Here is an 11,784-nt window from a genome sequence, read left to right as displayed (position 1 = left end):
ATGAGTATAGAAAATGGCAGGGGCGGCTGGATTCGAACCAACGCATGGCAGGATCAAAACCTGCTGCCTTACCGCTTGGCGACGCCCCTGTATCTGTTGCAACGATTACCCAGTAATCGGTTCCTTTAGAGCAGACTTTGCAGCTTGCGATGCAACATCGAAACGTTGCTTCCTTTTGCTACAAACCCTGTAAGGGTCTCTGTAAGAAGGGCCGAGACTTTATCAGCTTCAGCTTTGCTTGGGAAGCCCCCAAACACACAACTTCCAGTTCCGGTGAGTTTTGCTTCGGTAAATTTACCTAACAAATTCAAAGCGTTACGTACTTCTGGATAACGCCTTGTTACCACCGACAAGCAGTCATTTCGACTGTTTCCCTTGGGAACGGGGCGCACTTTAATGGGAGGAGTGTTACGTGTCAACAACGGATCTGAAAAAATTTCTGCCGTACTAACAGAGACTTGCGGTACCAGCACGAGATACCACGGTTCTTCCGGGTCGACAGGGGTCAGTTTCTCGCCAACACCTTCGGCAAAAGCCGCATGGCCACGCACGAAAACCGGGACGTCGGCACCCAGCGTCAAACCCAGTGCAGCCAGTCGATCCTCGTCCCAGCCCAGTTGCCAGAGATGGTTCAGCCCGAGCAGTGTCGTCGCGGCATTCGAACTGCCGCCACCGATGCCGCCGCCCATGGGCAGGATTTTTTTGATCCAGATGTCGACACCCTGCGAACAACCGGATTGCTCCTGAAGTTTTTTCCCGGCCTTGACGATCAGATTGCTGTCGTGGGGGACGCCTTCGAATTCGGTGTGCAGTTGAATGACGCCGTCATCGCGCAGCGCATAAGTGATTTCGTCCCCGTAATCGAGGAACTGAAACATCGTCTGCAACTCGTGATAGCCGTCTTCACGGCGACCGAGAATGTGCAGCATCAAATTAAGCTTGGCCGGAGAGGGCAGGGTCAGGCGATTGGCTGGCATGTCATTGCCCCAGCTTGCGGGGTTGCCACACCTTGATCACCAGCGTGACATCAAGGTCGGTGCCGCTGAGCTTGATGCGCTCGGGCAGCCAGAAACCATTTTGTTGCGTATACGAGGTGTATTGGACCTTCCAGCCATCCTGTTCGAGGCCCGCCAGGCGACTGTCGGCATCCAGTGTCAGGCGACTTTTGCTATCGGGAGCGGGAAGCCCGCGCACCCACCAGGACAGGTTGGACACCGGCAACTTCCAGCCCATCTGTTCCTCAAGCAGGACTTCCGGGTTCGGCGCCTCGTAACGCCCCTGATTGGCGACTTCCAGCGACACCTTGCCCGGACGCCCGGTCAGGCGTGCGGCGCCGCGACCCAGCGGACCGGAGAGGCGAATGTCGTAGTAATCCTGGCGCTGCAACCAGAACAGCGTGCCGCTGCCCGAATCCTTGGGTGCGCGAATGCCAATCTTGCCGTCGATCTGCCAGCCGTCGAGGCTGGTCAGTTGCTGTTTGTGCTCGCGCCAAAGCGCCGGGCTGCCGTGACCCTCTACCGATTCGCGGGAACCGACGCCCGCGCAACCGGCGAGCAGGGCGATGAAACTGAAAACGATGAAGTGGCGCAAAAACATGATTTTAAAGAGTCTCTGATCCGGTCAAGCGCTTGATGGTGCCGCGCAGGGTTGGGCTGTCGGGTTGTTCCTTGAGGAATTTACTCCAGACCTGTTTGGCTTCGCGTTGCTTGCCATTGGCCCACAGCACTTCACCCAGGTGGGCGGCGACTTCCTGATCGGGGAAGCGCTCAAGCGCTTGACGTAACAGGCGCTCGGCTTCGTCGTAATTGCCCAGCCGGTAATTTACCCAGCCGAGGCTGTCGAGGACTGCCGGGTCTTCGGGATTGATCTTGTGGGCTTGTTCAATCAAGGCTTTGGCTTCGGCGTAGCGTGTTGTGCGGTCAGACAGCGTGTAACCGAGGGCGTTCAGCGCCATGGCGTTGTCCGGGTCGCGCTTGATGATCAACCGCAAGTCCTTTTCCATCTGCGCCAGATCATTGCGTTTTTCCGCCTGCATGGCCCGGGTATAAAGCAGATTCAAATCATCCGGGTATTGCTGCAAGGCTTGCTGCAACACGTTCCAGGCTTTGTCGGACTGATTGTTGGCGGACAGGGTTTCAGCTTCGATCAGGTACAACTGGATCACGTAATCCGGTTGTTCATCGCGCTCGGCCGCCAGTTTGCGCTGGGCTTCGGCGGTCTTGCCGTTGTTCATCAGGATATCGGCCTGACGCAATTGCGCAGGCAGGTAATCGTTGCCAGGGCCGACCTGGTTGTATTCGATCAATGCACCTTGCGGATCGTTGCGCTCTTCGGCGATGCGGCCGAGGTTCAGGTGTGCCGAGTCGACATGGCTGTCCCGGGCGATCAAGTCCTCCAGGTAACCTTTGGCTTCTTCCCACGCCTTGGCTTCGAGGCAAACCAAGGCAAGCGAGTAACGCAAGTCGTCGTCGTCCGGGTATTGCTGAACCAGGCTGGAGAATTCGGTCTTGGCGTCGTCCATGCGGTCCTGTTCGACCAGCATGCGTGCATAAGTCAGGCGCAAGCGCTTGTCGTCCGGGTATTTCTTGATACTTTTTTGCAGCAGCGGCAGGGCTTCGTCGCCGCGACCCAGAGTTTGCAGCAGACGCGCGCGCAGCAGGATTGGAGCGATTTCTCCATCGTCAGGCGGGTTGTCTTCGAGCAGGGTCAATGCGCCTTTGGCGTCACCGTCCTGTTGCATCAACAAGGCCTTGCCGAAAATCAGCTGGCTGTTGTTCGGATGACGCTGCAACAGTCGGTCGAAGCTGTTCATCAGGCCGGTGCGGGTGTCCTGGTCTGTTTCGGCTGCCGACAGAGCGAGGAAATCGAAATGGGTATCGCCCTTGCCCAGCAGGACCTTCTCCATATAGACCATGGAGTCGTCATAACGCCCGGCGCGTGCCAGTTGAATGGCCGCTGCGCGTTGAGCCTCAAGGTCGTCAGGGGCGTTTTTGGCCCAGATCAATGCGGTGTCGAGGGCCGCCTGATCGGCGCCAAGGTACTCGGCAATGCGAAATGCGCGCTCGGAAATGCCCGGATCCTGGGTATTGATGGCCTGGGTGACATAGTTGTCCAGAGCAATGTCGAAACGATTGCGCTGACCAGCCAGTTCGGCGCTCAACAGGCTGAAGACGGTGTCTTCGCTGAACGAGCTATAAACCTTGGGCTTTTCAGGGGCCGGCGCGCTGTCTTCAGCCGGCGGCGTACCGTCGGACGAAACGGGTGCCAAGGCCTGGCAGCCGCTGAGGAAGGCAAGAGCGAGGAGCAACGCGGAGGATCTATTCATATAGGAAGAGGACGACTAACCTGCGGTCGGATCATCATGACACAAGCTTTCGGCCAAACATAACCGCCCCGGCATTTTCCCGATGTTACAGGTCCCATGTAGGCGCTGCCGTAGGCTGCGATCTTTTGGCGTCTTCAGGTGCGCCGAAATCAAGATCAAAGATCGCAGCCTTCGGCAGCTCCTACGGAAGCCCATCGACTGCGCAAACGAGAACGGCTCGCAACGTCGGTGTTGTCTAACGGGGTGATAGAGATCGAGTAGTTGTTCTGTTTCCGTCGAAGTAGGACAATTGCCGGCTTCACGTCACCATCAGCGACTTTGAATGGCCTTCCTTGCACTCGGTATTAACCACAAGACTGCTTCAGTAGACGTCCGCGAGCGCGTGGCTTTTACCCCTGAGCAACTGGTTGAGGCCTTGCAGCAGCTCTGCCGACTCACCGACAGCCGCGAAGCTGCGATCCTCTCCACCTGCAATCGCAGTGAACTCTATATAGAACAGGATCACCTGTCGGCGGACGTCGTGCTGCGCTGGTTGGCCGAATATCATCATTTGAGCTTCGAAGAGCTGCGCCAAAGCGCTTATGTGCACGAAGACGATGCGGCAGTTCGTCACATGATGCGGGTCGCCTCCGGGCTCGATTCGCTGGTGTTGGGCGAACCGCAGATTCTGGGCCAGATGAAGTCGGCCTATGCCGTGGCTCGCGAGGCCGGTACGGTCGGGCCATTGCTCGGGCGCTTGTTCCAGGCCACGTTCAACGCGGCCAAGCAAGTGCGCACGGATACGGCCATCGGCGAGAACCCGGTGTCCGTGGCGTTTGCTGCGGTAAGCCTGGCGAAACAGATTTTCAGCGACCTGCAACGCAGCCAGGCCTTGTTGATCGGTGCCGGCGAGACCATCACTCTGGTCGCTCGCCATCTGCACGATCTCGGAGTAAAGCGCATTGTCGTCGCCAACCGTACCCTGGAACGTGCCAGCATTCTGGCCGAACAGTTTGGCGCCCATGCGGTGCTGCTCTCGGACATACCGGCGGAACTGGTACGCAGCGACATCGTCATCAGTTCCACCGCCAGCCAGTTACCGATTCTGGGTAAAGGCGCGGTGGAAAGCGCGCTGAAGCTGCGCAAGCACAAGCCAATCTTCATGGTCGATATTGCCGTTCCGCGCGACATCGAGCCAGAAGTCGGCGAATTGGACGACGTTTACCTGTACAGCGTCGACGATCTCCATGAAGTGGTCGCCGAGAACCTCAAGAGCCGTCAGGGTGCAGCCCAGGCTGCCGAAGAGATGGTCTCGGTCGGTGCCGAAGATTTCATGGTGCGCCTGCGCGAATTGGCGGCGGTCGACGTGCTAAAGGCTTATCGTCAACAGAGCGAACGGCTTCGCGACGAAGAGCTGCAAAAGGCCCAGCGTCTGTTGGCCAACGGCAGCAGCGCCGAAGATGTGCTGGTGCAACTGGCACGTGGCCTGACCAATAAACTGTTGCACGCACCGAGCGTGCAGTTGAAAAAGCTCTCTGCCGAAGGTCGCCTGGATGCGCTGGCGATGGCCCAGGAACTCTTTGCCCTCGGTGAGGGCTCATCGGATAGCTTTTCGGATAAGAAACCGCAATGAAAGCGTCACTGCTCAATAAGCTGGACATCCTCCAGGACCGTTTCGAGGAATTGACCGCCCTGCTTGGCGATGGCGAGGTCATTTCCGATCAGAACAAGTTCCGCGCCTATTCCAAGGAATACGCGGAAGTCGAACCGATCGTGAACGCCTATAAACAGCTGCTCAAAGTGCAGGGCGACCTCGAGGGTGCCCAGGCATTGCTCAAGGACAGCGACCCGGACATGCGCGAAATGGCCGTGGAAGAAGTTCGCGAAGCCAAGGAACGCCTGGTCGAACTGGAAGCCAGCCTGCAACGGCTGCTGCTGCCCAAGGATCCGAACGACGGTCGCAACGTGTTCCTTGAGATCCGCGCCGGCACCGGCGGTGACGAAGCGGCGATTTTCTCCGGCGACCTGTTTCGCATGTATTCGCGTTACGCCGAGCGTCGCGGCTGGCGGGTGGAGATCCTCTCGGAAAACGAGGGGGAGCACGGTGGCTATAAAGAAGTCATCGCCCGGGTCGAAGGCGATAACGTCTACGGCAAACTGAAGTTCGAATCCGGTGCGCACCGCGTGCAGCGGGTTCCGGCAACCGAGTCTCAGGGACGCATCCACACCTCGGCCTGCACCGTGGCGGTATTGCCCGAGCCGGACGAACAGGAAGCCATCGAGATCAACCCGGCGGACCTGCGGATCGATACCTATCGTTCGTCCGGCGCTGGTGGTCAGCACGTCAACAAGACCGATTCGGCTATCCGCATCACCCACTTGCCGTCCGGCATCGTGGTCGAGTGCCAGGAAGAGCGTTCGCAGCACAAGAACCGCGCCCGGGCGATGTCCTGGCTGTCGGCCAAGCTCAACGATCAGCAGACCAGCGCTGCGGCGAACGCCATCGCCAGCGAGCGCAAGTTGCTGGTCGGTTCCGGTGACCGCTCCGAACGCATTCGCACCTACAACTTTGCCCAGGGCCGGGTCACCGACCATCGGGTCAACCTGACGCTGTATTCGCTCGACGAAATCCTCGCCGGTGGCGTCGATGCAGTGATCGAACCCTTGCTGGCCGAATATCAGGCTGATCAATTGGCGGCGATAGAATGACGATCATTGCCAGTTTGTTGCGAGCCGCCGATTTGCCCGACTCGCCGACGGCGCGTCTGGACGCCGAATTGTTGCTGGCGGCGGCGCTGGGCAAGTCCCGCAGCTTCCTGCATACCTGGCCGGAACGCATCGTGCCGAGCGAAGCGGCGCTGACGTTTGCCGAGTTCTTGCAACGCCGTCGCGGCGGTGAGCCGGTGGCCTATATTCTCGGTCAGCAAGGTTTCTGGAAACTCGATCTGGAAGTGGCGCCGCACACGCTGATCCCGCGTCCGGACACCGAGTTGCTGGTGGAAGCCGCGCTGGAATTGTTGCCGGCTACGCCCGTCAAAGTGCTCGATCTCGGCACGGGCAGCGGCGCAATCGCCCTGGCCCTTGCCAGTGAACGGTCGGCTTGGAAAGTCACGGCCGTGGACCGCGTGCTGGAAGCCGTGGCCCTGGCGGAGCGCAATCGCCAGCGCCTGCACCTGAACAATGCCACTGTGCTCAGCAGTCACTGGTTCAGTGCTCTGGAAGGTCAGCGCTTTGAACTGATCATCAGCAATCCGCCGTACATCGCCGCAACTGATCCGCATCTGGTGGAAGGCGATGTACGCTTCGAACCGGCCAGCGCCTTGGTGGCCGGCATTGATGGGCTCGACGATCTGCGTTTGATCGTCGCCCAGGCGCCGGATCATCTGGAGGCGGGTGGCTGGCTGATGCTCGAACACGGTTACGATCAAGCCGTGGCTGTGCGCGACTTGTTGCTGGCCCGCGGTTTTGAAGAAGTCCACAGCCGCACCGATCTGGGCGGCCATCAACGCATCAGTCTGGGGCGCCTGCCGTGCTGAATGATCAGGAATTGCTGCGCTATAGCCGGCAGATTCTGCTGCAACACATCGACATCGATGGTCAGTTACGACTCAAAGACAGTCGCGTATTGATCATCGGTCTCGGTGGTCTCGGTGCGCCGGTGGCGTTGTATCTGGCCGCCGCCGGCATTGGTGAAATGCACCTGGCGGACTTCGACACGGTCGACCTGACCAACCTGCAACGCCAGATCATCCACGACACTGACAGTGTCGGCATGAGCAAAGTCGATTCGGCAATCAAGCGCCTCACGGCGATCAATCCCGAGGTCCGGTTGGTCCCCCATCGCACGGCGCTTGACGAAGACTCGCTGGCAGCGGCCGTGGCCACTGTGGATCTGGTGCTCGATTGTTCCGACAATTTTTCCACCCGTGAAGCGGTTAATGCCGCTTGCGTGGCGGCTGGCAAACCGCTGGTCAGCGGTGCGGCGATTCGTCTCGAAGGGCAGCTGTCGGTGTTCGACCCGCGTCGTCCAGAAAGCCCGTGCTACCACTGTCTGTATGGGCACGGCAGCGAAGCCGAACTGACCTGCAGCGAGGCCGGCGTGGTCGGGCCACTGGTGGGGCTGGTCGGGAGCTTGCAAGCGCTCGAAGCATTGAAACTGGTGGCCGGTTTCGGCGAGCCACTGGTGGGGCGCCTGTTGTTGATCGACGCCTTGGGCACACGCTTCCGTGAGTTGCGGGTCAAGCGTGATCCGGGTTGCAGCGTTTGTGGGTCGAAACATGCGTGAAGCGCCGATTGGCGTGTTCGACTCCGGTGTCGGCGGGCTCTCGGTGCTGGCCGAGATCCAGCGGTTGCTGCCCAACGAAACGCTGATGTACGTCGCCGATTGCGGCAACGTTCCCTATGGGGAGAAAACGCCAGAGTTCATCCGTCAGCGTTGCAGCGTGATGGCAGACTTTTTCCAGCAGCAGGGTGCCAAGGCGCTGGTGTTGGCATGTAACACCGCAACCGTTGCCGGGGTCGCCGACTTGCGATGCGATTATCCCGAGTGGCCTATCGTCGGTATGGAGCCGGCGGTCAAGCCGGCAGCCGCGGCGACCCGCAGCGGGGTGGTTGGCGTGCTGGCGACGACGGGCACGTTGCAGAGCGCCAGGTTCGCAGCGTTGCTCGACCGGTTTGCCACCGACGTTCGAGTCATCACCCAGCCGTGCCCCGGTCTGGTGGAGTTGATTGAACAGGGCGACCTGCGCAGTCCCGCGCTGCGTCAGTTGCTGGCTGGATATGTCGCGCCGCTGCTCGCTGCCGGCGCCGATACCCTCATTCTCGGCTGCACCCATTACCCCTTCCTCAAGCCGATGCTCAAGCAGATGATCCCCGATGACATCAGCCTGATCGACACCGGTTCTGCAGTTGCGCGTCAACTTCAGCGCCTGCTGGCCGAGGGCGAATTGCTCGCCGACGGACCTGCGCGTGAAGCGCAATTCTGGACCAGTGCCGACCCGGTTCATTTTAGAAATATCTTGCCGATACTGTGGAATACCTCTGGCATTGTGCGAAGCTTCAACAGGTAGGAAATTTCCCGGGGGGGGGAATACGAAGATTGGGTGAACTTCTGCTTAATCGCTGCCTTCTATAGGTTTGCAGGGTCAGGAATCAAAAAACCATACGAAATCGTTCGGAAAAGGAAGTTTCTAGTGAAGCGACTATTCTGCTTGGCCGCGATTGCGGCCGCATTGATGGGGCAAAGTTTTACCGCTCAGGCAGCAGGCGTGGAGTTCGCGGTGGGTCAAACCGGTGAATCGACCATGACCTATCGTTTGGGCATGCAATTCGACTGGGACCAGAGCTGGTGGCAAACCGATGTGGGTCGCCTGACCGGCTACTGGGATGGCGCATACACCTATTGGAAAGGTGACGAGAAATCCAGTAACCACAGTCTGTCGTTCTCGCCTGTGCTTGTTTACGAATTTGCCGGCCAGAACGTCAAACCCTACGTCGAGTTCGGGATTGGCGTGGCGGCGTTTGCCAGTACCGAGGTCGAAAACAACGACCTTGGCAGCGCCTTCCAGTTCGAAGACCGCTTTGGTGTCGGTTTGCGCTTTGCCGGCGGACATGAAGTCGGGGTGCGCGCGACGCACTATTCCAACGGCGGGATCACCACGCCGAACGATGGTGTAGAAAGTTACGCATTGCATTACACGATGCCGTTGTAATACTCGATACATGCATCAATTGTGGGAGCGAGCCTGCGCGCTCCCACAATTTTATTTTGGCAACTTTGTGATCAGCGATACGCCGTCGTAATGCCCTGGCGTTCGTCGATGCATTCCGGCGCTCCCATCTCGAACTCCCGGCATATCAGCGGGCGCTTTTCGTAGATGGTACACATCATCGTGTTGCGATCCAGCGCGGCGCACCAGCCGTCGTCCAGGCGCAGCATGACTTCCCCGCCCCAGTCATCGGTATCGATAAACCGTTCAGGCACACCCGTATCGGTGATCAACATGACCTCGAGCTGGCAGCAGCAGGCTGCGCAGGTCGAGCACGTGACTGCGGGTTCCGCGATTTGCGTGTGAGGGATGGTTTTCATGGTGCGCAGTGTAAGTCAGTCACCCTGCGCTGTGTGAAAGCTCTGACGGACGCCGCCTTTGACAACGCTTGCGGTGGTCAATCCTTGATCGGCGGGTTACTGCGCACCATTCGCTTGCCGATCTCCAGTTTCACCTGGTCAGGCAACCTGGACAATGGCCAGAGCGCAGCCATGAATGCCGCAGGGAAATTGATTTCCAGCGGACGATCCTTGAGTTGTTCGAAAATGTGCCGCGCGGCTTTTTCCACTGGCCAACTCAGAGGCATGGAGAAATCATTCTTACTCGTCAGGGGCGTTTCGACAAAGCCCGGGCTGATTACCGTGACTTCGATGCCTTCGGGCGCGAGGTCAATGCGCAGGGATTCGAACAAGTAACGCAAACCGGCCTTCGAGTTGCCGTTCGCTTCGGCTCGGGGCAATGGCAGGTAAGTCACGGCGCTGGCCATGGCCACTAGATGTGGCGCGGTACCGGCACGTAAAAGCGGCAAGGACGCTTCAGCGCAATAGGTACTGGCAAGCAGGTTGGTACGCACCACATGCTCGACGATCGACGCATCGAACTGTCTGGCATCCACGTATTCGCAGGTTCCGGCATTGAGGATGACCGTGTCCAGCGAGCCCCAGTACTCGGCAATCTGTTCGCCAATCTCGCGCACGGTTTGACTGTTGGTCAGGTCTCCGGGTAGCGCCAGCACTTGTCCCGGATATCGTTGCGATATGACTTTCAGGGATACCGCAGACCGTGAACTGACGGCCAGGTGTGCTCCGGTTTTCAATATTTCTTCAGCCAGCGCGGCGCCAATTCCGCTGCTGGCGCCCGTCAGCCAATATCGTCGTGGAGGTGTACGGCTCATCCTAATCTCCCATTCGGCCAGGTATCGGCCCAGCCCGGTTGTCTTTTATCCATCTTCGGATTACCGCGTGAAATCAGTTAATGGCGCTCTCATTTGGCTCGCCGACAGGTTGTTGTGACGGCAGGTTTTTGAAAGCGCTCAGGGCGCGGGTGCGGGAAGTGCCCAAATCGACAATTGGCGAAGGGTAATCGACCACACCGAACAACCCCCCCACGTTGGCAGGGTTGTGCACTTCTTTATTACTCAGATCAGCCAACTCTGGCAGCCAGTACTTGATGAACACTCCCTGCGGATCGAATTTTTCCGATTGGCTCAGCGGGTTGAAAATCCGGAAGTAGGGCGCCGAATCGGTGCCGGTGGACGAACTCCACTGCCATCCACCGTTGTTCGCGGCCAGGTCGCCATCGATCAGGTGGCGCATGAAAAAGCGCTCGCCTTCACGCCAGTCGATCAACAGGTTTTTGGTCAGGAACATTGCCACCACCATGCGCAGACGGTTGTGCATCCAGCCGGTTTCAAGGAGTTGGCGCATGGCTGCGTCAATAATTGGCAGGCCGGTACGTGCCTCTTGCCAGGCGGCGAGGTCACTGGGGGCGTCGCGCCACGCCAGAGCCTCGGTTTCGGGGCGAAACGCCCGATGCCGGGAAACCCGTGGATACCCCACCAGAATGTGTTTATAGAACTCGCGCCATAGCAGTTCATTGATCCAGGTCACGGCACCGGAACTTCCGCTCTCAAACTCTCCCTGATTGCTTTGTAGTGCCGCGTGCAAGCATTGGCGGGGAGAAATCACGCCTGCGCCGAGGTAGGGCGAAAGTTGGCTGGTACCGGGTTTCGCCGGAAAGTCCCGTTCGTCTTTGTAATGATCGATCTGCGCATCGGTAAAACTGGCGAGGCGACGGTGAGCTTCGGTCTCGCCGGCGGGCCAGAGGTCGCGCAGGCTGGCATTGGGCGCCGGGAACCCTTCAATAATGGAGGGGAGCGCATCGCTGTCGATGTCCAGCGGTGCTTGCGCCTTGGGTGCGCGCACCAGGCCGGGCAGCGAATGATGCAGTCGTTCATAACAGACTTTGCGGAACTGACTGAAGACCTGAAAGAAGTTGCCGGTTTTGGTCAGGACGCTGCCGGGCTGGAACAGCAATTGATCGAGGTAGCGGTGTACCTCAATACCTTCGGCCTCTAGGGTTCTGGTGACTGCGGCATCTCGAGCGGTTTCATGGATACCGTATTCGTCGTTGAGGTGCAGCGCGCCGATCTGCAACTGCCGACACAGGTCGAGCAATACTGCTGGCGCATCCTCCCAATACGGTGCCCTGCGGATCATCAGGGGAATATTCAACTGATCCAGTGCGTGGCTCAACTCGACCAGGTTGCGCAGCCAGAAATCCACTTTGCAGGACGCATCGTCATGGTCCAGCCATTGCTGCGGACTCAGCAGAAACACTGCCACACTCGGACCGCGAGCAGCGGCGGCCGCGAGTGCGGTGTTGTCATGCACGCGCATGTCGCTGCGCAGCCAGATCAATTGCATTTTCAAG

The 11,784-nt window shown here is 59.0% G+C and carries 12 protein-coding genes and 1 tRNA gene; 6 read left to right on the top strand and 7 right to left on the bottom strand.

The window, feature by feature from the left end; all coding sequences use genetic code 11:
* Positions 1 to 14: 14 nt before the first annotated feature.
* From AD668_RS14170 to AD668_RS14155, 4 genes are all read right to left on the bottom strand, one after another.
* A tRNA-Gln gene (locus tag AD668_RS14170) sits at positions 15 to 89 on the bottom strand.
* Positions 90 to 125: 36 nt separating this feature from the next.
* The gene (ispE, locus tag AD668_RS14165; RefSeq protein WP_053159711.1) at positions 126 to 977 is read right to left on the bottom strand and encodes a 4-(cytidine 5'-diphospho)-2-C-methyl-D-erythritol kinase; all 852 of its coding nucleotides are present in this window, start codon (positions 975 to 977) and stop codon (positions 126 to 128) included.
* 1 nt (position 978) lies between these two features.
* A complete protein-coding gene (gene lolB / locus AD668_RS14160; RefSeq protein ID WP_053159709.1) occupies positions 979 to 1,596 on the bottom strand; it encodes a lipoprotein insertase outer membrane protein LolB in 618 nt (205 codons plus the stop codon).
* A 4-nt stretch (positions 1,597 to 1,600) separates the two neighbouring features.
* A complete protein-coding gene (locus AD668_RS14155) occupies positions 1,601 to 3,325 on the bottom strand; it encodes a tetratricopeptide repeat protein (protein ID WP_053159708.1) in 1,725 nt (574 codons plus the stop codon).
* Between the two features lie 322 nt (positions 3,326 to 3,647).
* On the opposite strand from AD668_RS14155, the gene hemA reads away from it, so the two are divergent.
* The 6 genes from hemA (at position 3,648) to AD668_RS14125 (ending at position 9,015) form a co-directional block, all read left to right on the top strand.
* A complete protein-coding gene (gene hemA, locus AD668_RS14150; RefSeq protein ID WP_053159706.1) occupies positions 3,648 to 4,937 on the top strand; it encodes a glutamyl-tRNA reductase in 1,290 nt (429 codons plus the stop codon).
* Positions 4,934 to 6,013, top strand: a complete 1,080-nt coding sequence (gene prfA / locus AD668_RS14145; protein ID WP_053159703.1) for a peptide chain release factor 1 — start codon at positions 4,934 to 4,936, stop codon at positions 6,011 to 6,013. Before hemA ends, prfA begins: the two co-directional genes overlap by 4 nt.
* Complete coding sequence (gene prmC, locus AD668_RS14140) at positions 6,010 to 6,840, top strand: peptide chain release factor N(5)-glutamine methyltransferase (RefSeq protein ID WP_053159701.1); 831 nt, start codon at positions 6,010 to 6,012, stop codon at positions 6,838 to 6,840. The genes prfA and prmC overlap by 4 nt, the downstream gene beginning before the upstream one ends.
* Positions 6,834 to 7,589: a molybdopterin-synthase adenylyltransferase MoeB gene (locus AD668_RS14135; protein ID WP_053159699.1), complete on the top strand. Its 756-nt coding sequence runs from the start codon at positions 6,834 to 6,836 to the stop codon at positions 7,587 to 7,589. The genes prmC and AD668_RS14135 overlap by 7 nt, the downstream gene beginning before the upstream one ends.
* Positions 7,582 to 8,373: a glutamate racemase gene (gene murI / locus AD668_RS14130; protein ID WP_053159697.1), complete on the top strand. Its 792-nt coding sequence runs from the start codon at positions 7,582 to 7,584 to the stop codon at positions 8,371 to 8,373. The genes AD668_RS14135 and murI overlap by 8 nt, the downstream gene beginning before the upstream one ends.
* 123 nt (positions 8,374 to 8,496) lie before the next feature.
* Positions 8,497 to 9,015, top strand: a complete 519-nt coding sequence (locus AD668_RS14125; RefSeq protein WP_053159695.1) for an acyloxyacyl hydrolase — start codon at positions 8,497 to 8,499, stop codon at positions 9,013 to 9,015.
* 71 nt (positions 9,016 to 9,086) lie between these two features.
* On the opposite strand, the gene AD668_RS14120 is transcribed toward AD668_RS14125, so the two are convergent.
* The 3 genes from AD668_RS14120 to phrB form a co-directional block, all read right to left on the bottom strand.
* Positions 9,087 to 9,392, bottom strand: coding sequence for a YkgJ family cysteine cluster protein (locus AD668_RS14120; RefSeq protein ID WP_008153413.1), 306 nt, complete (start codon positions 9,390 to 9,392; stop codon positions 9,087 to 9,089).
* A 77-nt stretch (positions 9,393 to 9,469) separates the two neighbouring features.
* The gene (locus AD668_RS14115; RefSeq protein ID WP_053159693.1) at positions 9,470 to 10,246 is read right to left on the bottom strand and encodes an SDR family oxidoreductase; all 777 of its coding nucleotides are present in this window, start codon (positions 10,244 to 10,246) and stop codon (positions 9,470 to 9,472) included.
* Between the two features lie 73 nt (positions 10,247 to 10,319).
* Positions 10,320 to 11,777: a deoxyribodipyrimidine photo-lyase gene (gene phrB / locus AD668_RS14110; protein WP_053159877.1), complete on the bottom strand. Its 1,458-nt coding sequence runs from the start codon at positions 11,775 to 11,777 to the stop codon at positions 10,320 to 10,322.
* Between the last annotated feature and the right edge of the window lie 7 nt (positions 11,778 to 11,784).

Origin of the sequence: Pseudomonas sp. P1.8 (assembly GCF_001269805.1) — a bacterium.
GTDB lineage: Bacteria > Pseudomonadota > Gammaproteobacteria > Pseudomonadales > Pseudomonadaceae > Aquipseudomonas.
Note: the sequence above shows the minus strand (reverse complement) of the source record. Positions and strands in the feature narration are given on the sequence as shown.